Origin of the sequence: Streptomyces sp. Ag109_O5-10 (assembly GCF_900105755.1) — a bacterium.
Taxonomy (GTDB): Bacteria; Actinomycetota; Actinomycetes; order Streptomycetales; family Streptomycetaceae; genus Streptomyces.
Map to the genome: position 1 here is coordinate 7420581 of NZ_FNTQ01000001.1, position 23152 is coordinate 7443732.

Sequence of the window (23152 nt, forward strand, 5' to 3'; positions counted from 1 at the left end):
GGCCGCGCCAGTACATGAGGGGCGTGCATCGGACGCCCCGTAAGGGGTGCTGGGGGAGGAACTGCGCGATCAGCTGCCGCCGACCCGCAGCCACCCGACTGCCCCGGTGGGAAAGGCGATCAGTACGGCCGCCGCATCCGCCGTCGCCACCAGCCGAACCCGGTGCCGATCAGCAGCACGCCCGCCGCACCCGCGGCCGCCGACCCCGCGATCAGCGTCATGTTGTTGTCACCGGAACCGGTCAGCGCGTCGCCCAGCGCACTCTTCGTGCTGCTGCCGGCCGCCGCCTTGGCGACCTTGCCGCGCGAGCCCGCCGTCGGCTCGGCCACGTACGGGAAGTACTTCTCGAAGCTCTTGTCGTTCTTGTCGACCGCGTCGCCCAGGTCGTTCTTGGAGCCGACCAGTTCGCCCTCCATGACCTGGAGCGCCTCGTCGATCACGTCGTCGGTGAGCCGGCGCCCGTTCGGGAAGCCCTGGTTGTCACCGTCCAGCACACCGAGCCGCTTGGGCTTGGCGGTGGGCTTGATGGACGTGTTCAGGCGGAGCATCTCCGACGGCTTCGCCTGCGGCTGCAGTGTGTTGAGGCCCTTGACGCCCGTGAGGAACACGCTGACGAGGTCGTTGCGGGGCTCGGACGGCGCCTTGATGTTGTAGATCGCCTGGATCAGCTTCGGCAGTTCCGGGTTGGTGACGTTCTTCAGGAACTGCGCGTCGTCCTTGGGTTCGGACGCGTTGAACCTGTCCTTGTCCTTCTGCGGGTTGACGACCTCGTTGACCAGCGGGTTGCCGAGGCGCGAGACCTGCGAGTAGTAGCCCTGCGCGTTCCTGCGCTGGGTCGTCGCGTAGATGCCGACGGTCGGGCGCGACGCCGACTGCCGGATCAGGGAGTTCGGCACCTGCAGGGCGATCGTGTTGACGTTGTAGCCCTTGAGGGTGTCGTTGCCGACCTCGCTCAGGTTGCCGCCGTACAGCAGGTCGAAGACGCGCAGGTCGGCGAAGAACGGGTCGTCGGCCTGACCGGCGAAGGTCGCGCCGCCGCCCACCGTCTTGTAGACGGCCTGGGAGCGCAGCTTCGCGTAGTCCGGCATCGACGCCTTGCCGACGTCCGACGGAGCGGCCGGGATGCCGCTGGCGAGCCTTGTCGCGTGCTGCGGCCTGCCGTTCCTCAGCTTGATCAGGTCGAGGTTGTACGACTGCGTGACGTTCAGGTCGGGGTCGTTCAGGCTGTCGACCACGCCCGTGTTGTAGAGGAACGTCTGCTTGTTCTTGATCTTGGTCTTGAAGGTGTAACGGAAGATCAGGTCGTCCTTCGCGTCACCGTTGTTGTCGACGTGGATGTCGTACTGGGCGTCGTCGGCGAACTGGTAGAAGTTCGGGCCGCCGGCCGGCTCCTCGAAGGGGATGTAGTCCGACACGATCGTGGTGGTGTCGGGCTTGTCCGGGCTGACGAACGCGTACAGGTCGGTGTTGTCGTACTGGGGGGTGCCCGAGATGAGCGGGGCCTCCCGGTGGGAGGAGGCGGAGGCCGCCCCCGGTTCCAGCGCGGCGACGCTGGCGGCTGTGATCCCACCGGTTGCCAGTGCCCCACAGATGAGCGTGACAAGGCCCTTGCGCCCCGCGCCGCTCCTGGAGTTTAGAGGTGTCATGCCGTCCGTCCCTCGGTCCCAACTTGCTTGACGGACGGGTATACGGAGCCGGAGGGCCGTTTGGATTGGTCGGAAGAAAAAAATCTTTTCTTCCTGCTCGACACGCGTTTTTGCCTCCCGCATACGTACTTCTGCCGGAGGTGCGTCAGTTGCGAATGCCTGGAGTGGGGAGACGGGCCGGGTGCGGCCACAGAAGGGGGGACGGGGTGGAGGCGGACGAACTGCTGGTGCTCGTCGCCGGTGGCGACCAGAAGGCGTTCGAGGACCTCTACGGACTGGTGTCCGGGCCGGTGTTCGGTCTCGTGCGCCGCGTGGTCCGCGACCCCGCCCAGTCCGAGGAGGTAGCCCAGGAGGTGCTCCTCGAACTCTGGCGCTCCGCCGCCAGGTTCGACCCCGGCCGGGGCAGCGCCCTGTCCTGGATCCTCACCCTCGCCCACCGTCGTGCCGTCGACCGGGTGCGCAGCGCCCGCGCGGCCGGCGAACGCGAGCAGCGCGAGGCGCTGCGGGCCGGCGAGCCGGCCTTCGACCAGGTCGCCGAGACGGTGGAGGCCGGCCTGGAACGCGAGTGGGTGCGCCGCTGCCTTGACCGGCTCACCGCCCTGCAGCGCCAGTCCGTCACGCTCGCCTACTACGACGGCTACACGTACCGTGAGGTCGCCGAGCGGCTCAAGCTGCCGCTGGGCACGGTCAAGACGCGGATGCGCGACGGACTCACCCGGCTGCGCGACTGCCTGGGAGGTGTGGCGTGAGCCTGATCGACCGCCTGCTGCACCGCGAGGACCTGCACTCGCTGGCCGCGCCCTATGCCCTGGACGCCCTGGAGCCCGGCGAGCGGCGCCGCTTCGAGAAGCACCTGAAGGACTGCGACCGGTGCGCCGACGAGGTCCGGGAGCTGACCGAGGACGCGGTACGGCTCGCCTTCTCGGCCGCGGCCCCGCCGCCGCTCGCGATGCGTCACCGGGTGCTGGCCGCCGTCCGCGCCACCCCGCAGGAGCCGGCCCCCGGCCGGGAGCGCGTGCCCAACCTGCCGCCGCACGTCTGGGGCGCACAGCCCCCGCCGCCGCGCCGCCGTCCGCGCCCCCTCTTCGTGCCGTTCGCCACCGCCACCGCGGCCGCCGCGCTGGTCGTCGCCTCGCTGTTCGCGGTGCAGGCCGGCCGGACGCAGAACCAGCTCGACGCCGAGCGGGCCCAGTCACGTGAGATCGCCCACGTTCTGGCCGCGACCGACGCCCGCGCGACCAGCTACAAGGACGCCCAGGGACGAAGTATCGGAGCGGTGGCTTCCGTATCGGAGGGGCAGGCCGTCGTCACGCTGAGCGGATACGGCATCCCGACCAACGGGCGTGTGCACCAGCTCTGGCTCATGCGCCCCCATGTGCAACCGCGCTCCCTCGGGCTCTTCGAGGGCGACACGCCCCTGATCGCCACGGGTATGAGCAGATCGGCGACGTCACTCGCGGTGACCGTAGAGCCCGCCGGTGGCTCAGCGCAGCCCACCAGCCAGCCGGTTGTCCAACTCGCCCTGAAATCGGTTGGATTCGGAGCGTAGTCAAAGGGAAGTTCAAGAGGGGTCGTCAACACCCTTGCGGGGAAGGTGAATCCTGTGACCGCGATACACGAGTGCCCCATCGGGGCGATAGGGTTACCCTGCCCGGGCCGGGTGGACTCGTACGGGTGGGGAGTGACATGGATCAGATAACACGCAGCAGGGCGAGGGTTCCTGCGATCACCTGCGGGAGCGGTGCGACCAGTTCGCGCCTCGACCGCCATCTGTCGGTGCTGGCGGGTCCCGCCATACCGCAGCAGCAGGCGGTCGAGGCGACGTCGCTGATGCGTGAGCTGACCGCGCGTGAACCCGCGCGGCGCAGCGACCGAGGTGCGCGGGTCAGCCGTGTCTCCCTCTTCGCGCCACTGCGCCGGCTGCGCCGTTCGCTGTTCGGCGGCAACAAGCACTGACCGTCTGACCCTCAGGCCCGCGCCCAGGCCGCCACACCGTCCCGGCGCAGCGCTGCGATCTCCGCGTCCGTCATCCCCACGGCACGCAGCAGCGCCCCGGTGTGCTGGCCGAGCGCGGGCACATCCCCCATCCGCGCCTCGTCCCCGCCCGGCAGCGTGATGGGCGGCAGCAACGCGCGCAGCGGCCCGACCGGCGACCCCACTTCCCGCCACCGGTCCCGGGCCGCCAGCTGCGGATGCCCGGCCAGCTCGGGCAGGTCCCGCAGCCGCGCGCACGCGATGCCCGCGGCCTCCAGCCGTGCCACCGCCTCGTCGGCGTCGAGTGCCTTCAGAGCCGTCCCGACCAGGTCGTCGGTCCGCGCGCGGTTCGCCACCCGCGCCGCGTTCGTCGCGAACGCCGGATCCGCACCCACCTCCGGTCGCCCGATCACCTGTTCGGCAAGCCGCCGCCACTCCCGGTCGTTCTGCACCGACAGCAGCAGCCGCCCGCCGTCCGCGGTCGGATAGGCGTCGTAGGGCGCGATGACCGCATGCGCCAGGCCGGTGCGCTCGGGTGGCGTCCCGCCGTGCATGGTGTGGTGCAGCGGATGCCCCAGCCACTCGGCCAGCGCCTCCAGCATCGACACCTCCACCGGGCCGCCCCGCCCGGTGGTCCCGCGCCGCAGCAGCGCCGCGAGGACGCCGGAGAAGGCGTACATGGCCGCCGCGATATCCGCCGCCGGGATCCCCGCCTTCACGGGCTGCTCCGGCGTCCCGGTGACCGACACCAGCCCTGCCTCGCACTGCACGAGCATGTCGTACGCGCGCTTGTCGGCGTACGGCCCCCACGCCCCGTACCCGGAGATGTCCACGGCGACCAGCCGGGGATGCGCGGCGCACAGCGTGGCCGCGTCGAGCCCGAGCCGGGACGCGGCACCGTGGGCGAGGTTCTGCACGAAGACGTCCGCGTCCGCGACGAGACGCCTGACGACGTCCAGGCCGCGCGGGTCCTTCAGATCCAGCGCGATGGACTCCTTGCCCCGGTTGCACCACACGAAGTGCGAGGCGAGGCCGCCCGCGGCGGTGTCGTAGCCGCGGGCGAAGTCGCCGCCGTCGGTGCGTTCGACCTTGACGACGCGCGCGCCGAGGTCCGCGAGCTGGCGGGTGGCGAAGGGGGCGGCGACGGCCTGCTCGACGGCGACGACGGTGATGCCTTCGAGGGGCAGCGGGAGACGGTCCATGCGCTGGATCATGTCCGGTGACCGGCGGGTCTGTCAGCAGCGCCGGTACCGGCGGACGGCGAGCGGCAGGAAGACGCCGACGAGGACCACGCTCCAGGCGAGCGACCCCGCGACGGGGTGCGCCACCGGCCAGGCCGCTCCGTCGGGTACGGGAGCGTTGCCGAAGAGGTCGCGCAGGGCGGTCGTCACCGCGCTGATCGGGTTCCACTCGGCGAGCGTGCGCAGCCAGCCCGGGAGGTTGCCGGTGGGTATGTAGGCGTCGGACAGCAGCGGCAGGACGAACGTGGACGCGCCGAGCTGACCGGCCGCCTCCTCGCTGCGGGTGAGCAGGCCGAGGTAGATGCCGACGGCCGTGCAGGCGAACCGGAACAGGAGCAGCAGGCCCACCGCGCCGGCCGCCGAGGCCGCCGATCCCTCGACGCGCCAGCCCACGGCGAGCCCCACCAGGAGCAGCGGCACGGTACCCGCCGTGGTCACGACCAGGTCGGCCACCGCCTGTCCCAGCGGTACGGCGGCCCGGCTCACCGGCATGGCCCTGAAGCGGTCCGCCACCCCGCGGTGGGTGTCCTGGGCGGCCTGGAACATGCCGGTCATGACCCCGCCGGCAGCGGTCGCGACCAGCAGCCCCGGAACCAGGAAGGAGCGGTATTCGGCACCCGGCATCGCCAGTGCGCTGCCGAACACGTAGCCGAAGAACAGCAGCATGTTGACCGGCATCAGCTGGGTGAGGATCGCGAGGCCGGGGCTGTTGCGGACCCGGCGCAGCTGCCGGCCCGTCATCGCGGCGCCGTCGTGCACGAGCGCACTCATGCGGCGCTTCCCGTCAGCCGGAGGAGAACGTCGTCGAGGGTCGGTGGTCTGAGGCTCGCGTCGAGCAACGGGACACCCGCCGCGTCGAGTTCGCGCACCAGGCGGGGGAGGGTGAGGGTCGGGTCCGTGGTGACGGCGCCGACGGTGTGCCGGTCGTGGTCGAACTGCGGCTCCCGGCCGGTGAGCCGGTCGAGTACCGCGGCCGCCTTCGGCAGCGCGTCCCGGTCGGCCACCACCGCCTGCGCGTACCAGCCGATGAGCGCCTTCAGCTCGGCGGGGGATCCGGTGCGGGCCACCCGGCCCCGGTCGATCAGCGCGATGTCGTCGGCGAGTCGGTCGGCCTCCTCCAGGTACTGCGTGGTGAGCAGCACCGTCGTGCCCTCCGCCGTCAGCTCGCGCACCGCATCCCAGATGTCGTTCCGGCCGGCTGGGTCGAGGCCGGTGGTGGGCTCGTCGAGGAAGAGCACGGCCGGCCGGCGGACCAGGCTCGCGGCGAGGTCGAGGCGGCGGCGCATACCGCCGGAATAGGTGGCCGCCTTGCGGTCGGCGGCCTCGGCGAGGCCGAAGCGGGCAAGGAGCTCGGCCGCCCGGTCGTCCGCCCTGCGCACCCGGAGCAGCCGGGCGAACAGGCGCAGGTTCTCGCGGCCGGTGAGATCGCCGTCGACCGAGGCGTACTGGCCGGTGACGCCGATGCTGCGGCGCACGGCTGCCGGCTCCCGGACCACGTCGTGCCCCGCGATGCGGGCGGAGCCCGCGTCGGGCCGGAGGAGGGTGGCCAGCAGCCGTACGACCGTCGTCTTGCCCGCCCCGTTCGGCCCGAGCAGTCCGCAGACCGTGCCCTGCCGGACGGCCAGATCGAGACCGCGCAGCGCGGACACCGCGCCGAAGCGCTTCTCCAGACCTTCACTAAGTACAGCGTACGTAGTAGTCATGGGAGGACCATAGCGCACTACGTACGGTGTACGTAACTAGCATGGTGGGCGAGGTGATGATCGATGACAGTCCGAGGGTCCGAACCCGAGGTGATCTGGGCCCGCCCGGAGCGCGCCGGGCGAGGGCCGAAACCGGCGTTCACCCGCGCCGACATCGCCGCCGTCGCGGTGCGTATCGCCGACGCGGAGGGGCTGGACGCCGTGTCGATGCGGCATGTGGCGGCCGGGGTGGGGTGCGGGACCATGTCCCTGTACAACTACGTCCCCCGCAAGGAGGACCTGTACGAGCTGATGGTTGACGCGATCAGCTCGGAACACGAGGTGTGGGAGCCGACGGGGGACTGGCGGGCCGACATGATGCGGGTCGCCGAACAGACGCGGGAGCTGATGCACCGGCACCCGTGGCTGCCGCGTCTGATGTCACCGGTCTACGGGTTCAGCCCCCATGCTCTGCGGTATCTGGAGCACTGCCTGGCCTGCCTGGATCCGCTGGACGTGTCGTACGGCACCAAGTTCGAGCTGATCGCCATGGTGAACGGCGTGGTCACGACCTATGTGCGGAACGAGATCGACACGGCCGAACGGGTGCGGAACCTGCCGTGGTCCGAGGAGCGGGAGAACGCGGCGCGCATCGCCTATCTCGGAGGGCAGATCGCCTCGGGGGCGTATCCGAGGATGGCGGCGGCGTTCGCGGAGGATGCGGGGCCGATTGATCTGGAGGGGGTTTTCCGGCGGGCGTTGGAGAGGGTTCTGGACGGGTTCGCGCCGTCGTAGGGTGCGGGGCGGTGAGGCCCGTCGCGCAGTTCTTCGCGCCCCTGAAGGCAGGGTTGGTCAGAGCAGCGTCAGTTGGCCCGCTGGGCCTTCTTCGGTGTGTTCCAGGACGGATGCCGGTTTGCGGGACGCCTTCGGGGGTGGCAGTACGCCCGCCGTCGTCAGGTCGGCCGCTGTGATCGGTGACCTGAGCTCCAGCTCGGCCTGCTGTGCGCGCACGTCCGCCAGCAAGGTCAGGACCGTGATCAGTTCCAGGAGTTCCGATGTCCATGACTGAGGCCAGACCGGCGGGGTGATCGCCGCCAGGGTGCCCGGTTCCGCCGTCTGAGTCGTCCGTGCCGCGAACCACGCCTCCAGGACCCGCGCCTCGCCCGTCCTGAAGTCCCACGCCTCCGAGGGCACCGGGGAGACACGGCCCTCGTCGAGGTGGAGGGTCTCCTCCTCCGTGTCGTAGTGGAGCGTGCGCGGGCGGGCCGGCAGCGGGGCCCGGACGTACGGGCGGCGGCCGCCCGGGAGTCTGGGGCGGTCGCCGTCGCGGCGCAGCAGCCACAGCGCCCGGTGGCCGAGCTCCACGCCCTGCGCCCAGAGGCCGGGGTCGCCGGTGAGGGGGACGGTGCGGTCCGGGCGGATCACGGTCAGGGTCCAGGCGAGGACGTCCGGCGGGGTGACTCCTCGGCCCAGCCGGTCGGCCAGGTACGCCGGCAGCCCCGGCGCCAGGTTCGGCTCCGCGCCGCCCGGCCGGCGGTACAGCGGGCGGATGCGGCCCGCGCGCAGGGCGGGGAGGAAGGAGGTGGCCAGCAGGGGCATGCCCTCCGGCGACTCCACCGCGAAGACCTGGTGGTCGTCCGCCACCCGCCACAACTCCGGGCGGGCCGCGTCGATCAGGCGGTGGTCCGGGATCAGCCACTGTTCGTCGAACGGGGCGGCCAGGACGCGGACCGGGTCCGGGCACGGGTCCGACACGTCGGCGAGCGGTCCGGTGCCGCTGGGCCGGCCCGGGAGCTGGGCGACCGCGGAGTGGACAGTGCGGGCGCGCGTCGGCTCGAACAGGGTTTCGCGATCGGGGCCCTCGGCCTTGAGGAGCGCGTCCCAGCGCGCCTTCAGGGTCGCCGGATCGGGGGCCGTCGGCCACCCCCGGCCGAGCCGCAGTGGTGCGACGGACCACGGCATGAGGTCCGCCAGCAGCGGAGCGTCGTCGTGCGTCACGCCCGGCATCGTACGACGACTTCAGGTGGCGTCGAGCGTGACCGTGAAGGAGAACCGGTCGCCGCGGTAGTGGATGACCGCGAGGTCCAGGACCCGGCCGGCGGTGTCGTAGGTGACGCCCGTGTAGTGCAGGATCGGGCTGAGCAGCGGGACCTGGAGCAGCCGGGCGGTCTCCGGGTCGGCCAGCCGGGCCGCCACCGTGTCCGTGATGCGGCTGATGTCCGCGCCGACGACGTCCCTGAGCACCTTGGTCATCGGTTGCCGGGCCAGGTCCTCCGGGTCGATGCGCGCAGCCAGTTCGGGGCGGACGTGGTTGCGGGCGTGGTTGGTGGGCTCGCCGGTCTGCTCGTCGCTGCGGAGGCGGTGGTAGGCCGTCACCTCGGCGAGGTCCGGGAAGTACTCGGTGAGTTCGCCGGTGACGGGCACCGTGCCGTGGTCCAGCAGCTCCGCAGTCATCCCCGACTGCTGGGCCACGATCGCGTCCACCGAGCCGAGCAGCCGTACCGGGGTGCCGCGCCGGGCGTCCGGCTCGATGAAGGTGCCCCGGCGGCGGTGCCGGCTGATCAGACCCTCGTCCTCCAGCTCCTTCAGCGCCTGCCGCATGGTCAGCACGCTCACGCCGTAGTGCTCCGCGAGCTGCTCCTCGGTGGGCAGCCGGAGCGGGTCCCGGGGCGAGCGGCCGAGTATCGAGGCACGCAGCGACTGCGACACCTGGTACCAGAGCGGCAGCTTGCGGTTGAGGACGATCGAGTCCGGGGCGAAGGAGGTCACGGGCCATCCGTACCGGTGGGGGATCTTCAGTGCAAGGGGCGGAAGTGCCGTTCCAGGCCCCGCCACACGTCGTCGTAGCGCTGCTGGAGGTGTTCGGCGCTCGCCGCCTGCGGGGTGAGCGTCACCGGCCAGCGGGTCTCGAACATGAACGCCAGTCCGTCGTCCACCTTCTGGGGCCTCAGCTCGGCCGCGCTCGCCCGGTCGAACGTCTCCCGGTCCGGGCCGTGTGCCGACATCATGTTGTGCAGCGACCCGCCGCCCGGCACGAACCCTTCCGCCTTGGCGTCGTACGCGCCCTCGATCAGCCCCATGTACTCGCTCATCACGTTCCGGTGGAAGTACGGCGGCCGGAAGGTGTCCTCGCCCACCAGCCAGCGCGGCGCGAAGACCACGAAGTCGACACCCGCAAGACCCGGGGTGTCGGACGGCGACGTCAGCACCGTGAAGATCGACGGGTCGGGGTGGTCGTAGGAGATGCTGCCGATCACATTGAAACGGCGCAGATCGTAGGCGTACGGCACATGCGTGCCGTGCCAGGCGACCACGTCCAGTGGGGAGTGGTCATAGGTGGCGGTCCACAGGTTGCCGCAGAACTTGTTGACCACCTCCACCGGGCCCTCGACGTCCTCGTAGGCGGCGACGGGGGCCCGGAAATCCCGGGCGTTGGCGAGGCCGTTGGCGCCGATCGGGCCGAGGTCGGGGAGGCGGAACGGCGAGCCGTAGTTCTCGCACACATAACCCCGGGCCGTGGCATCCAGCAGCTCCACACGGAAGCGGACCCCGCGGGGGATCAGCGCCACATGTCCCGGCTCCACATGCAGCAGCCCGAACTCCGTGTGCAGCAGCAGGCCGCCGCGCTCCGGGACGATCAGCAGCTCGCCGTCCGCGTCGGAGAAGATCCGCCCCATGGAGGCGTCGGCGTGGTACAGGTGCACGGCCATGCCGGTGCGCTGGGTCGCGTCGCCGTTGCCGCCCAGGGTCCACAGGCCGGCGAGGAAGTCCGTGCCGGGCGCGGGCTGCGGGAGGGGGTTCCAGCGCAGCCGGTTCGGGTCCGGGGCGATGTCCGTGAAGGGAGCGGTGCGCAGCCCGCCGTTGCCGGCGGCCCGGGTGAACGCCGGGTGGGCGGCCGAGGGGCGGATCCGGTACAGCCAGGAGCGGCGGTTGTGGGCCCGCGGCTCGGTGAAGGCCGTACCGCTGAGCTGTTCCGCGTACAGGCCGAGAGGCGCGCGCTGCGGGGAGTTGCGGCCCTCGGGCAGGGCACCCGGCACCGCCTCCGAGGAGTGCTCGTTGCCGAACCCGGAGAGGTACGCCAGCCCTTCGGCGGTCTTCCGCGCTTCCCCGCGCTCTCGCTCGAACGCGCTCGCGCGGGAGGTGCCCCCATCGCCCATGATCGCTCCCTGAACCTGCGTGCCATCGATTCCTATGCATCACCGTAGGATTGCGCGGGGGCGGGTGCAAGAGGGCCGGGATCATCCCGGCGCTGTGGGGCGAGAACCCGACTTCAGGGGGATCCGGTCCGCGGCGCGCTGTTCTACGCTCCCGAGCATGTCGTGGACGCGTGGACTGCCGGGCGCGCTCGCGGTCTGCGTGCTGCTGCTGGTCGCCGCGGCGGGGTGCGGGACCGGGAGCGCCCAACGGCAGCCCGGGGCGGAGTCCCCTGCCCCGGTGGGCAAGATCCTCGGCGAAACGGACGAGAGCGGACGCCACTACCGCGAGCTGGACAAGAAGCACGCGCCCGAGGTGGGCACGGTGGTCACCCCGGACGCGTCCGGCGGCTGGGACGTACGGCTCGACGTGCACCGCTTCCGGTTCTCCCGGGCGGGCGCCGCGGCGAAGGCGGTCGCCGGCCGCGGGCTCGCCTACCTCTTCGTGGACGGCGGCCTGGTGACCCGGCTGCGCACCCCCGCCTACCACCTGCCCGCCGGACTCGTCCCGCACGGTACCCATCACATCACCGCCCGCCTCTACGCGGACGACGGCACGGTCTGGGCCGTGCACGGCAAACCGGTGGAGAGCACGGCGGACGTCACGGCGTCGGGCGCGGAGACGGCGTCGCCGTCGGCGTCGGGGGCCGTGCCCGCCGCCCCTTCCGCCACCGGTACGGGCACCGCCACCGGCACGAGCAGTACGGACGCCGGATGAGTGCATGGGCCATCCGTCCACGTACTGGGGGGCGAGGTTCACCTGATCCCGGCGGAAAGGCATCATGAAGCCCGTGCCACCAGCGACACCGCTTCGCAAAGCGCCCGTGCAGCGCCGCAGTGCCGAACGACTGACCCGGATCCTCGACGCCTGTGCCGACCTTCTCGACGAGGTCGGCTACGAGGAACTGAGCACCCGGGCCGTCGCGGTGCGCGCCGGAGTGCCCATCGGCTCGGTCTACCGCTTCTTCGGCAACAAGCGGCAGATGGCCGACGCCCTCGCCCAGCGCAACCTGGAGCGCTACTCCGAGCGCGTCACCGAGCGGCTGAAGGACGGCCCGAAGGGGGACTGGCGGGCGGCGATGGACGCGGTGCTCGACGAGTACCTGGCCATGAAGCGCACCGCCCCCGGCTTCTCCCTCGTCGACTTCGGCAACCAGATCCCGGTCGGCGCCCGCGACGCGGAACCGAACCACCGCGTGGCCGACCGGCTGACCGACCTGCTTGCGGCGTACATCGGCCGCGCCCCCGACGAGCCGCTGCGCCGCACCTTCCTGGTCGCGGTCGAGGCGGCCGACACCCTGGTCCACCTGTCCTTCCGGATGGCCCCGGGGGGCGACGAGTCGATCATCACCGAGACGCGGGAGCTGCTGCGGTCGTATCTGGCCCGGGTGCTGGACTGACGCGTCCCGGAAAACGCCCCGACTGGAGCGCCCCTGCCCGACTGGAGCGCCCCTGAAAGAGGCGCGGGGAAGCGCGCGCTCGGCCCCGCCGCCCGAACTTCTGCGACAACAGGACTCCCCTCCCCACATACCGACCGGTATGCTCACCGCGCAAGGCACCGCCGCCCCCGGGAGGAACCATGCCCCGCACCGCCCTCCGCATCTGCCCCCTGTGCGAGGCCACCTGCGGCCTGACCCTCACCATCGAGGGCACCCGCGTCACCGGCGCCCGCGGTGACCGCGACGACGTCTTCAGCAACGGGTTCATCTGCCCGAAGGGCGCCTCCTTCGGCGCCGTCGACGCCGACCCCGACCGGCTGCGCACCCCCCTCGTCCGCAGGGACGGCGAACTGCGCGAGGCCACCTGGACGGAGGCCTTCGACGCGGTCGCCGCCGGGGTCCGGGGCGTCGTCGAGCGGTACGGCCCGGACTCCGTCGGGATCGTCCTCGGCAACCCCAACGTCCACACCGTGGCCGGCGGCCTCTATCCGCAGGTCCTCGTCGGCGCCCTCGGCACCCGCAGCGTCTTCACCGCGTCCACGGTCGACCAGATGCCCAAGCACGTCTCCAGCGGCCTGCTCTTCGGCGACGCCAACGCCATACCGGTGCCCGACCTGGACCACACCGACCACCTTCTCCTCATCGGCGCCAACCCCCTGGAGTCCAACGGGAGTCTGTGCACCGCCCCCGACTTCCCCGGCAAGCTCAAGGCGCTCAGGGCCCGCGGCGGCACCCTCACCGTCATCGACCCGCGCCGCACCCGCACCGCCAAGCTCGCCGACCGGCACATCGCCGTCCGGCCCGGCGCCGACGCCCTGTTGCTCGCCGCGATGGCCCAAGTCCTCTTCGAGGAGGGCCTGGTGGACCTCGGCCACCTCGCCCCGCACCTCGACGGACTCGACGGACTCCGCGCCGAAATCAGCGACTTCACCCCGGACGCCGTCGCCCGCGCCACGGACGTCGACGCCGCCACGATCCGCGTCCTCGCCCGCGAACTCGCCGCCGCCCCCACCGCCGCCGTATACGGCCGGATCGGCAGCTGCACCGTCCCGCACGGCACCCTCGCCAGCTGGCTCGTCGACGTCCTCAACGTCCTCACCAGCAACCTCGACCGGCCCGGCGGCGCGCTCTTCCCGCAGGCCGCCACCGACCGGACCCCACGGCCCGCCGGACCCGGCCGGGGCTTCGCGCTCGGCCGCTGGCACTCCCGGGTCAGCCAACACCCGGAGGCCAAGGGCGAATTGCCGCTCTCCGCGCTCGCCGAGGAGATCGACACCGCGACGGCCGAGGGCGAGCCGATCCGGGCGCTGATCGCCATCGCCACCAACCCGGTGCTCTCCGCCCCGGACGGCGACCGCCTCGACAAGGCCCTGGACTCCCTCGACTTCATGGTCAGCGTCGACCCCTACCTCAACGAGACCGCTCGCCACGCCGACGTCGTCCTGCCCCCGCCGCCGCCTTCCCAGAGCCCGCACCACGACTTCGCCTTCAACACCCTCGCCGTGCGCAACCAGGTCCGCTACTCCCGCCCCGCCGTCCCGCTGGAGCCCGGCCGGATGGCCGAGACCGAGATCCTGGCCCGCCTGATCCTCGCGGCCGGCGGCATGCACGGCACCGAACCCCACGCCGTGGACGACATGGTCATCGGCCAGACCCTGGGGAAGGCGGTCAGGGAGCCCCACTCGCCCGTGCACGGCCGTGACCCGCAGGAACTCGCCGCGCTGCTCACCGGGGACACCGGGCCCGAACGCCGGCTCGACCTGATGCTGCGCCTCGGCCCCTACGGCGACGGCTTCGGCGTCCGCCCCGACGGCCTCACCCTGGAGCAGCTGCTCGCCCACCCGCACGGCATCGACCTCGGCCCTCTCACGTCCCGCCTCCCGCAGCCGCTCAAGACCCGCAGCGGCAAGGTCGAACTGCTGCCCCGGCCGATCGCTGACGACCTGCCCCGGCTGCGCGCGGCCCTGGACACCAGCCCCGCGGCGCTCGTCCTCGTCGGCCGCCGGCACCTGCGCTCCAACAACAGCTGGATGCACAACGTGCCCGCCCTGACCGGTGGCACCAACCGCTGCACCCTGCACATCCACCCCGAGGACGCCGCACGGCTCGGCGTGCGCGACGGCGCCGACGTCCGCGTCAAGGGCGCGGGCGGCGAGGTGATCACCCCCGCCGAGGTCACCGACGGCATCCGCCCCGGAGTCGTCAGCCTCCCGCACGGCTGGGGTCACGACCGTCCCGGCACCCGCCTCAGCCACGCCGCCACCGCACCCGGCGTCAACGTCAACCAGCTCCTCGACGGCAGCCTGCTCGACCCGCTGTCCGGCAACGCCGTCCTCAACGGCTTCCCCGTCGAGGTGACCGCCGAGCTGACCGCCGAAGTGAGCGCCGAAGTGTCCGCCGAGGTGACCGCAACCCCGTGACCTGGACTTTCGCGCTTATTGCTCGCGCGTCAACGTCTTGTTAACGACGTCTGACGCGACCTAACGTCGTCCGCACCGCCGGCCCTGGTGGGAGTTCAAGGGCGAACGTTAGGTGATCCACCCATGCTGACCATCCTCGGCTTCGCCATGATCGCGACCTTCCTGATCCTGATCATGCTGAAGAAGATGTCGCCGATCGCGGCGCTCGTGCTGATCCCCGCGCTGTTCTGCGTGGCCGTCGGCAAGGGCGCCCACCTCGGCGACTACGTCATCGACGGGGTCACCAGCCTCGCGCCCACCGCGGCGATGCTCATGTTCGCCATCGTCTACTTCGGCGTGATGATCGACGTCGGCCTCTTCGACCCGGTCGTCAGGGGAATCCTGAGGTTCTGCAAGGCCGACCCACTGCGGATCGTCGTCGGCACCGCCGTACTCGCCGCCATCGTCTCGCTCGACGGCGACGGCTCCACCACCTTCATGATCACCGTCTCGGCGATGTACCCGCTGTACAAGCGCCTGAAGATGAGCATGGTCGTGATGACCGGCGTCGCGGCGATGGCCAACGGCGTGATGAACACCCTGCCCTGGGGCGGCCCCACCGCTCGCGCCGCCACCGCCCTCAAGCTGGACGCGAGCGACATCTTCGTGCCGATGATCCCGGCGCTGGCCACGGGCCTGCTGTTCGTCTTCGCCCTCGCCTACGTCCTCGGCCGCCGCGAGCGCAAACGGCTCGGCGTGCTGACGCTGGACGAGGTGCTGGTGGAGGAGCCGGAGACGGTCCTCGTGGGCGCGGGCAAGGCTCCTGCCGGTAGCGGCGGTCAGGGCCCGGGCACGGGCGCCGACCTCGCCGACGGGCCCGAGGACGACGGCTTCCAGGGCCTCGACCCGCACCGCGAGACCCTGCGGCCCGGGCGGTACTGGTTCAACGCGCTGCTCACGGTCGCCCTGCTCACCGCCATGATCATGGAGTGGCTGCCGATCCCGGTGCTGTTCCTGCTCGGCGCGGCCCTGGCCCTGACCGTCAACTACCCCCAGATGCCCGCCCAGAGGGCCCGGATCGCCGCGCACGCCGAGAACGTCCTCAACGTCTCCGGCATGGTCTTCGCCGCCGCCGTCTTCACCGGCGTCCTCCAGGGCACCGGCATGGTCGACCACATGGCCGCCTGGCTCGTCGGCAACATCCCCGACGGCATGGGCCCGCACATGGCCCTCGTCACCGGCGCGCTGAGCATCCCGCTCACGTACTTCATGTCGAACGACGGCTTCTACTTCGGCATCCTCCCGGTGCTCGCCGAGGCCGGCCAGGCGCACGGCGTCTCCGCGGTGGAGATCGCCCGCGCCTCGATCGTCGGCCAGCCGCTGCACATGTCCAGCCCGCTGGTGCCCGCCGTCTACGTCCTGGTCGGCATGGCCAAGGTCGAGTTCGGCGACCACACGCGGTTCGTCGTGAAGTGGGCCGCGCTGACGTCGGTGGTGGTGCTGGGGGCGGGGATCCTGTTCGGGACCATGTGACAGGGCACTCGCCGGGTGCAGTGGCATGTCACACGGCACTGCACCACCGGGGGGAGTATGTGACATACCACTGGGAGGTCTCACCATGGCGCCCGGCAGCAACCGCCGCTGGCTGCTCCGTCTCGTCGTCGCCTTCGGCTTCGCGCAGGCCGCCGTCTCGATGGCCCGCCCCGCCGTCTCCTACCGGGCGCTTGCCCTCGGCGCCGACGAACGGGCCGTCGGCGTCCTCGCGGGTGTGTACGCCCTGCTCCCGCTCTTCGCCGCCGTACCGCTGGGGCGCCGCACCGACCACGGCCGTTGCGCACCCCTGCTGCCCGTCGGCGTCGTACTGATATCGGGCGGCTGCGCGCTCAGCGGAGTGGCCGGCTCCCTCTGGGCGATGGCCCTGTGGAGCGGGGTGATGGGCCTCGGCCACCTCTGCTTCGTGATCGGCGCGCAGTCGCTGGTGGCCCGTCAGTCGGCGGCGCACGAACAGGACCGGAACTTCGGCCACTTCACCATCGGCGCGTCGCTGGGCCAGCTGGTCGGGCCGATCGCCGCGGGCGCGGTCATCGGCGGCCCGGACATGGCGGGCACGAGCGCGCTCGCGCTGCTGGTGGCGGGTGCGGGGGCGGCGGCCGCGTTCACGTCGTTGTGGCGCATCGAGGACCGTACGGCGGTCACGTCCCGGGCGGCGGAGGGGAACCGGGTGCCGGTGGGCCGCATCCTGGGCGCCCGGGGGGTGCCCGCAGGCATGCTGATCAGCCTCTCGGTGCTGTCCGCGACCGACATCCTGACCGCCTACCTTCCCGTGGTCGGCGAGCACCGGGACGTCTCCCCGGCCGTCATCGGTGTGCTGCTCAGCGTGCGGGCGGGGGCGACGATCGCCTGCCGCCTCGTTCTCACGCCCCTGCTGCGGCTGCTCGGACGGCCGGTGCTGCTGACGGTGACCTGCTTCCTGGCGGCGGTGCTGTGCGCGGGGATCGCGGTGCCGGTGCCGGTGTGGGCGCTGGCCCTGATGCTCGCCGTGCTCGGTTTCTGCCTGGGGGTCGGGCAGCCGCTGTCGATGACGACGGTCGTCCAGGCCGCGCCCGGGGGCGCCCGCTCCACGGCGCTCGCCCTGCGGCTGACCGGCAACCGGCTGGGCCAGGTGGCCGCGCCCGCCGGGGCGGGGCTGCTGGCGGGAGTCGCCGGGGTGGCCGCGCCGTTCGTGATGCTGGGCGTGTTGTTGCTGGTGTCGGCGGGGGTGGCGGTGCGTTCGCCGGGTGCGGCGGGCGGGGCCGAGGGGGCCGGTCGGGTGCCGTCGGCGCGGCGAAAGGGTTCGGCATTGCGCCGCACGAGCGATATCTGACGGCGCGTCGGACGTGGATGCCGCGTGTCGTGGAGTGCATGAGTGACAGTCCAGACGAAAGGCCGATTTGTATGAAAATCATCTAACTCGGAGGAGCTTGCATGCCAACGCTCACACTTCCACGCACCGTCGGCTCCCGCGCGGGCGCCACCGTCCTCCTCTCCGCCCTCGCCGCGGCGGGTGCGTCGTGGGTGGCGGCGCCGAACGCGGTGGCCCAGGGGGAGAACGGCGACATCAGGCTCCACCGTGTGGGCGTGCCCTTCGGCGTCTCGAAGGACGACCCGGTGGTCTGCAAGTTCTACCTGGACGCCGTCAACTTCGACATCCTCGCCCAGATCGGCTACACCATCACGCCGCAGCCGCCCCTGCCCACCGCCGCCACCGTCGCCGGCTCCATCCAGCTCGCCGGGGGTGCCGGTCACACCGACCCGCTGGGGCTGGCGGACGGGCAGTACAGGCTCGCGTGGATCGTGGACGGTGCCCGGAAGGAGAAGGTCTTCCGGGTCAACTGCCACGACGGCAGGCAGGACGGTCCGCAGGACCAGAACGGGCAGAACGGCCCGGGTCCCAACGGCCCCAACGACCAGGGCGGTGGGAACGGTCCCAACGACCAGGGCGGCCAGGACGGTCCGAACGGGCAGATCCAGGACAACCAGCGAAACGACTCGTCCTGGGGGCAGGGCGGCGGTGACCACAACGGCCCGCAGGGCGGTGTGCACGCGGGCGGCGGCGGCATCGCCGACACGGCGGCCGCGTTCTCGCCCGTGGCCGCGGCCACGGCCGTCACCCTGGTCGCGGCCAGCGGTGTGGTGTACGTCCGGCTGATCCGCCGCCGGCCCCATGGCGCCGCGTAGGCGCAGACGCAGGCCCTGGTACCGGACCCGCGCCTACCGCCTCGCCAGGACGGCCCTGCTGGCGGTCCTCCTGGTGACAGTGGTCCGGTGGTGGGGGCACGACGGGTCGGCCGCGCCGGACGGGTCGGACGCCCTTGCGGCGGCCGGCCCAGGTGCGGCGGGCCCCCCGCCCCGCCCGCTGCCCCGGTCCCGGCCGACGTCGATGCGCATCCCGTTCCTGGGTGTCGACGCGCCGGTCATCGGGGTCCGGCTCGACCGGGGCCGGCAGCTGGAGACGCCGCCGGTCGACGACCCGAAGCTGATCGGCTGGTTCCAGGGCGGCGCCACGCCGGGCGAGTCGGGCCTCGCGATCGCCGTCGGCCACCGCGACACCAGGACGGGACCGGCCGTCTTCGCGGCGCTCGCCCAGATCAAGCCCGGCAAGCGGATCGAGGCCGGGCGCGCGGACGGCCGTACCGCCGTGTACACCGTGGACCGGGTGAAGGTCTACGACAAGGCCGGCTTCCCCGACAAGGAGGTGTACGGCCCGACCCGGCGCCCCGAACTCCGCGTGATCACCTGCGGTGGCCTCTTCAGCCGGCGGACCGGCTACACCAGCAACGTGGTGGTCTTCGCCCACCTGACCGCGACGAAGTGACCGGCGGGGCGCCGCGGTTCGACCTGGACGGGTGAACTCCGGCCGCAAGCGCGGACCTGGGAGGGGTGATCCCTCTAGGAAGGGGGCATGCGCACTCAACACCTCCGGAACCGGTCGGCTCTCGCGGTGGCCGGGATCCTGCTCGCCGGCGCTCCGGCCGCGTACACCGCCCTGGCCGCCGGCCACCCCTCCGCCGTACCGGAGCGTGGCAAGCCGTACATCGAGACCCGGCTGCTCTTCGGCACCGCCCGCCCGGACGGCGGACCCGCCGTCACCGACCGGCAGTTCACGGCCTTCGTCGACAGGGAGGTCACCCCGGACTTCCCGGACGGCCTCACCGTGCAGAGCGGGCGCGGGCAGTGGCGGGACGCGCACGGGACGATCGAGAAGGAGCGGTCGTACGTGCTGGTCCTGCTGTATCCGGAGGCGGCGGGGAGGAACAGCGACCGGAAGATCGAGGAGATCCGGCGGGCCTACGAGAAGACCTTCGCGCAGGAGAGCGTGGGCAGGGTGGACGAACACGCCCGGGCCGACTTCTGATGGTCCCGAAGCGGGTCCCGGGCACGTCTGGCGCGCTAAAACTATCGCCGCTAGTTTGTGACTCGGACGACGCAGCCCCGCCGGGAGGAAACAGCATGAAGGCACACGACGGCCTGTACATCGACGGCGCCTGGCGCGCCGCCGAGAGCCGGGAGGCGATCGAGGTCGTGAACCCGGTCGACGAGCAGGTCGTCGGCCGGGTCCCGGCGGGCGGCGCGCTGGACGTCGACACCGCCGTACGCGCCGCGCGTGCCGCCCTCCCGGTCTGGGCCGCGACCCCGCCCGCCGAGCGGGCCGCCCGGCTCGGCGCGCTGCGCGACGCACTCGCGGCCCGGAAGGACGAGATCGCCGAGACGGTCACCGCCGAGCTGGGCGCACCGCTCACGTTCTCCCGGACGGTGCACGCGGGCGTGCCGATCGCGGTCGCCGGCTCGTACGCCGAACTGGCGGCCACCCACCCCTTCGAGGAGAAGGTCGGCAACTCCGTCGTCTACCAGGAGCCGGTGGGCGTGGTCGGCGCGATCACGCCCTGGAACTACCCGCTGCACCAGATCGTCGCCAAGGTCGCCCCGGCGCTCGCCGCGGGCTGTTCCGTCGTGCTGAAGCCCGCCGAGAACACCCCGCTCACCGCCCAGCTGTTCGCGGAGGCGGTGCACGAAGCGGGCTTCCCGGCAGGCGTCTTCAACCTGGTCACCGGCCTCGGCCCGGTCGCCGGGCAGGCCCTCGCCGAGCACCCGGGCGTCGACCTGGTCTCCTTCACGGGCTCCACGGCGGTCGGCAGGCGGATCGGGGCGGTGGCCGGGGGCGCCGTGAAGAAGGTCGCTCTCGAACTGGGCGGCAAGTCCGCGAACGTCATCCTCCCGAGCGCCGACCTCGCCAGGGCCGTCAACGTCGGCGTGGCCAACGTGATGTCCAACTCCGGGCAGACGTGCAGCGCCTGGACCCGGATGCTGCTGCACACCGACCGGTACGAGGAGGCGGTGGAGCTGGCGGCCGCGGCGGCCGCCAAGTACGGCGACCGGATCGGACCGGTCGTCAGCGCCAGGCAGCAGGCCCGGGTGCGGGGTTACATCGAGAAGGGCGTCGCGGAGGGCGCCCGGCTGGTCGCCGGCGGTCCCGAATCCCCGCACGAACGGGGCTACTTCGTCAGCCCGACCGTCTTCGCCGACGTCACCCCCGAGATGACGATCGCGAAGGAGGAGATCTTCGGCCCGGTCCTGTCGATCCTGCGCTACACCGACGAGGACGACGCCCTGCGCATCGCCAACGGCACGGTCTACGGGCTCGCGGGCGCGGTGTGGGCCGGGGACGAGGCGGAGGCGGTGGCCTTCGCCCGGCGCATGGACACCGGTCAGGTCGACATCAACGGGGGACGCTTCAACCCCCTTGCCCCGTTCGGCGGTTACAAGCAGTCGGGCGTCGGCCGGGAGCTGGGCGCGCACGGTCTCGCCGAGTACCTCCAGACCAAGTCCCTGCAGTTCTGAGGAGGCCGCTGCGATGACATTCACGGTCCGAGCCGCCGTACTGCCCGCCGTGGGCGCCCCGCTGTCGGTCACCGCGATCGAGCTCCCGGACCCCGGCCCCGGCCAGGTCCGGGTCCGGCTCGCCGCCGCCGGTGTCTGCCACTCCGACCTCTCCCTGACCGACGGCACCATGCGGGTGCCGGTCCCGGCGGTCCTCGGCCACGAGGGCGCGGGCACGGTGGTGGCCGTCGGCGAGGGCGTCACCCGTCTCGCACCCGGCGACCCGGTGGTCCTCAACTGGGCGCCCTCCTGCGGCAGCTGCCACGCCTGCGCGCTGGGCGAGGTCTGGCTCTGCGCCAACGCGCTGAACGGCTCCGGTGACGTCCACGCCCGTACGGCGGACGGCACCGACCTGCACCCCGGCCTGAACGTGGCGGCCTTCGCCGAGGAGACCGTGGTCGCCGAGTCCTGCGCCCTCCCGCTGCCCGCCGGCGTCCCGCTCACCGACGCGGCCCTGCTCGGCTGCGCGGTGCTCACCGGTTACGGCGCCGTCCACCACTCGGCACGCGTCCGAGAGGGCGAGACGGTGGCGGTGTTCGGCGCGGGCGGCGTGGGCCTGGCCACCGTCCAGGCGGCCCGGATCGCGGGCGCCTCCCGGATCATCGCGGTGGACGTCTCGCCGGAGAAGGAGGAACTGGCACGGGCCGCGGGCGCCACCGACTACGTCGTCGCCTCCGACACCACGCCCCGCGCGATCCGCGCCCTCACCGGCAAGCAGGGAGTCGACGTCGCCGTGGAGTGCGTCGGCCGCGCGGTCAGCATCCGCGCGGCCTGGGAGTCCACCCGCCGGGGCGGCCGTACGACGGTGGTCGGCATCGGCGCCAAGACCGAACAGGTGACCTTCAACGCCCTGGAGCTCTTCCACTGGGGCCGCACCCTCTCCGGCTGCGTCTACGGCAACTCGGACCCGGCCCGCGACCTGCCGCTGCTCGCCGAACACGTCCGGGCGGGCCGCCTGGACCTGTCCGCGCTGGTGACGGAGCGGATCGCGCTGGAGGACATCCCGGTCGCCTTCGAGAACATGCTGGCGGGCAAGGGCGGCCGGGCGCTGGTGGTGTTCTGAGCGGTCGCGCTGCGGGCGGGTGCCGTCACGCGGGCTTCCGGGTCTCCTCGGGCCGGGTCTCCCGCGCGGCGGCCACGACCCGGGAGGTCCGCGCCCGCGACCGGGACACCGCGACACCGGCCAGGCACAGCACCCCGCCCGCGAGCGTCAGCACACCGGGCACCTCCCCGAGCGCCAGCCACGACATCAGGACGACCAGCGCGGGCACCGCGTAGGTGGTCGCGCCCATCCGGCTGGCCGTCGTACGGGCGAGCGCGTACGCCCAGGTGGTGAAGGCGAGGGCGAGCGGGAACACGCCCAGGTACAGCATGTTGAGGGTCGCGGAGAGCGGGGCGCCGGCCGCCTCGCCGACGAGCTGCCCGGAGAACGGCAGGCACAGGACGGCGCCGATCAGGCACCCGAACGTCGTCACCTGGAGCGCGCTCGCACGCCCGAGCGCCGGCTTCTGCGCGACCACCCCGCCCGCGTACGCGACGGCCGCGAGCAGGCACAGCACCACGCCGAGCGCCGAGGAACCGCCCTCGCCCGACATCGACAGGCCGACGGTCACCGCGCCCGCGAACGACACGGCCATCCCCGCGAGCAGCCGCGGCGGCATCGGGTCGCCGAGCAGCCGGGCGCCGAGCAGGGCGATCAGGATCGGGCCGATGTTCACGACGAGGGCGGCGGTGCCCGCGTCCACCTGCTGCTCGCCCCAGTTCAGCACGACGCTGTAGAAGCCGAACCAGAGGAGCCCCGAGACCACGATCCCGCGCCAGGCGGCCCTGGGCGGCAGCCCTTCGCGCCGTACGAGGCACAGGAGCCCGAGCACGAGCGACCCGGAGAGCAGCCGCCCCAGCGCGAGCGCGCCGGGGGAGTAGGAGCCACCCGCACTGCGGATCGACACGAAGGCCGACGCCCACAGCACGACGGTGACGGCGGCTGCGGCGACGGGGAGGAGGCGGTGGTCGGGCTTCTTCATAGGGTCGAGGGTAGGGAGTGGGGGGCCGTCGGGGCTGGCGGATTTCGGACGGGTGGGTGGGGCCGGGGCGGGGTGCGGGCGAAGCGCCCCTTCAGGGGCGCGGGGAACCGGGCGACCAGCCCCTACTCGGCCTGCGC

Annotated in this window: 22 protein-coding genes; 14 read left to right on the top strand and 8 right to left on the bottom strand. The window is 72.4% G+C overall.

Translation table 11 applies throughout. From position 1 onward, the window contains the following. Positions 1–119: 119 nt before the first annotated feature. Positions 120–1646, bottom strand: coding sequence for a DUF4331 domain-containing protein (locus BLW82_RS33840; RefSeq protein WP_093504929.1), 1527 nt, complete (start codon positions 1644–1646; stop codon positions 120–122). Between the two features lie 206 nt (positions 1647–1852). Here BLW82_RS33840 and BLW82_RS33845 point away from each other — a divergent pair, with 206 nt between their 5' ends. From BLW82_RS33845 to BLW82_RS33855, 3 genes are all read left to right on the top strand, one after another. Further along, positions 1853–2395 carry a sigma-70 family RNA polymerase sigma factor gene (locus BLW82_RS33845; protein WP_093504931.1) on the top strand — a complete coding sequence of 181 codons (543 nt, stop codon included), beginning with the start codon at positions 1853–1855 and terminating at the stop codon, positions 2393–2395. Then, positions 2392–3195 (top strand): anti-sigma factor, encoded by an 804-nt coding sequence (locus BLW82_RS33850; protein WP_093504933.1) that lies wholly within the window; start codon positions 2392–2394, stop codon positions 3193–3195. The genes BLW82_RS33845 and BLW82_RS33850 overlap by 4 nt, the downstream gene beginning before the upstream one ends. A 137-nt stretch (positions 3196–3332) precedes the next feature. After that, entirely contained in the window at positions 3333–3602 is a 270-nt protein-coding gene (locus BLW82_RS33855) for a hypothetical protein (RefSeq protein ID WP_093504935.1), read from the top strand. Between the two features lie 11 nt (positions 3603–3613). Here the strand turns inward: BLW82_RS33855 and BLW82_RS33860 are convergent, their stop codons facing one another. Genes BLW82_RS33860 through BLW82_RS33870 form a run of 3 tightly spaced genes read right to left on the bottom strand, consistent with a single transcriptional unit; the run spans position 3614 to position 6564 of the window. Beyond that, on the bottom strand, positions 3614–4822 hold the full coding sequence (locus BLW82_RS33860; RefSeq protein ID WP_093504937.1) for a CaiB/BaiF CoA transferase family protein: 1209 nt from the start codon (positions 4820–4822) through the stop codon (positions 3614–3616). 33 nt (positions 4823–4855) lie between these two features. Beyond that, entirely contained in the window at positions 4856–5632 is a 777-nt protein-coding gene (locus BLW82_RS33865) for an ABC transporter permease (RefSeq protein WP_093504939.1), read from the bottom strand. Next, positions 5629–6564, bottom strand: coding sequence for an ATP-binding cassette domain-containing protein (locus BLW82_RS33870; RefSeq protein ID WP_093504941.1), 936 nt, complete (start codon positions 6562–6564; stop codon positions 5629–5631). Before BLW82_RS33870 ends, BLW82_RS33865 begins: the two co-directional genes overlap by 4 nt. 63 nt (positions 6565–6627) lie before the next feature. On the opposite strand from BLW82_RS33870, the gene BLW82_RS33875 reads away from it, so the two are divergent. Further along, positions 6628–7338 (top strand): TetR/AcrR family transcriptional regulator, encoded by a 711-nt coding sequence (locus BLW82_RS33875; RefSeq protein WP_093504943.1) that lies wholly within the window; start codon positions 6628–6630, stop codon positions 7336–7338. Positions 7339–7395: 57 nt separating this feature from the next. Here the strand turns inward: BLW82_RS33875 and BLW82_RS33880 are convergent, their stop codons facing one another. From BLW82_RS33880 to hmgA, 3 genes are read right to left on the bottom strand one after another with little or no spacing between them, the layout of a single operon-like run. Then, a complete protein-coding gene (locus BLW82_RS33880) occupies positions 7396–8550 on the bottom strand; it encodes a type ISP restriction/modification enzyme (RefSeq protein WP_093504945.1) in 1155 nt (384 codons plus the stop codon). A gap of 12 nt (positions 8551–8562) precedes the next feature. Further along, on the bottom strand, positions 8563–9312 hold the full coding sequence (locus tag BLW82_RS33885; protein WP_093504947.1) for a GntR family transcriptional regulator: 750 nt from the start codon (positions 9310–9312) through the stop codon (positions 8563–8565). A gap of 26 nt (positions 9313–9338) precedes the next feature. Further along, positions 9339–10700: a homogentisate 1,2-dioxygenase gene (gene hmgA / locus BLW82_RS33890; RefSeq protein WP_093504949.1), complete on the bottom strand. Its 1362-nt coding sequence runs from the start codon at positions 10698–10700 to the stop codon at positions 9339–9341. Positions 10701–10857: 157 nt separating this feature from the next. Between hmgA and BLW82_RS33895 the strand changes: the two genes are divergently transcribed. The 10 genes from BLW82_RS33895 to BLW82_RS33940 all read left to right on the top strand — a co-directional run bounded on the left by BLW82_RS33895 (position 10858) and on the right by BLW82_RS33940 (position 22054). Beyond that, positions 10858–11454 carry a hypothetical protein gene (locus BLW82_RS33895; RefSeq protein ID WP_093504951.1) on the top strand — a complete coding sequence of 199 codons (597 nt, stop codon included), beginning with the start codon at positions 10858–10860 and terminating at the stop codon, positions 11452–11454. A 64-nt stretch (positions 11455–11518) separates the two neighbouring features. Then, positions 11519–12136, top strand: coding sequence for a TetR/AcrR family transcriptional regulator (locus BLW82_RS33900; RefSeq protein WP_093504953.1), 618 nt, complete (start codon positions 11519–11521; stop codon positions 12134–12136). 179 nt (positions 12137–12315) lie between these two features. Beyond that, complete coding sequence (locus tag BLW82_RS33905; RefSeq protein WP_093504955.1) at positions 12316–14595, top strand: molybdopterin oxidoreductase family protein; 2280 nt, start codon at positions 12316–12318, stop codon at positions 14593–14595. A gap of 87 nt (positions 14596–14682) precedes the next feature. Further along, positions 14683–16107, top strand: a complete 1425-nt coding sequence (locus BLW82_RS33910) for a CitMHS family transporter (protein ID WP_371131439.1) — start codon at positions 14683–14685, stop codon at positions 16105–16107. 85 nt (positions 16108–16192) lie between these two features. After that, positions 16193–17437, top strand: coding sequence for an MFS transporter (locus BLW82_RS33915; RefSeq protein ID WP_093504959.1), 1245 nt, complete (start codon positions 16193–16195; stop codon positions 17435–17437). 101 nt (positions 17438–17538) lie between these two features. Further along, positions 17539–18291: a hypothetical protein gene (locus tag BLW82_RS33920; RefSeq protein ID WP_093504961.1), complete on the top strand. Its 753-nt coding sequence runs from the start codon at positions 17539–17541 to the stop codon at positions 18289–18291. Then, positions 18278–18928 (top strand): class F sortase, encoded by a 651-nt coding sequence (locus BLW82_RS33925; RefSeq protein WP_093504963.1) that lies wholly within the window; start codon positions 18278–18280, stop codon positions 18926–18928. The genes BLW82_RS33920 and BLW82_RS33925 overlap by 14 nt, the downstream gene beginning before the upstream one ends. Before the next feature lie 87 nt (positions 18929–19015). Then, positions 19016–19468, top strand: coding sequence for a DUF3574 domain-containing protein (locus tag BLW82_RS33930; protein WP_093504965.1), 453 nt, complete (start codon positions 19016–19018; stop codon positions 19466–19468). Between the two features lie 95 nt (positions 19469–19563). Further along, complete coding sequence (locus tag BLW82_RS33935; protein ID WP_093504967.1) at positions 19564–20952, top strand: aldehyde dehydrogenase family protein; 1389 nt, start codon at positions 19564–19566, stop codon at positions 20950–20952. 13 nt (positions 20953–20965) lie between these two features. Next, entirely contained in the window at positions 20966–22054 is a 1089-nt protein-coding gene (locus BLW82_RS33940; RefSeq protein WP_093504969.1) for a Zn-dependent alcohol dehydrogenase, read from the top strand. 25 nt (positions 22055–22079) lie between these two features. Here the strand turns inward: BLW82_RS33940 and BLW82_RS33945 are convergent, their stop codons facing one another. Next, positions 22080–23015, bottom strand: a complete 936-nt coding sequence (locus BLW82_RS33945; protein WP_093504971.1) for a DMT family transporter — start codon at positions 23013–23015, stop codon at positions 22080–22082. Positions 23016–23152: the final 137 nt, after the last annotated feature.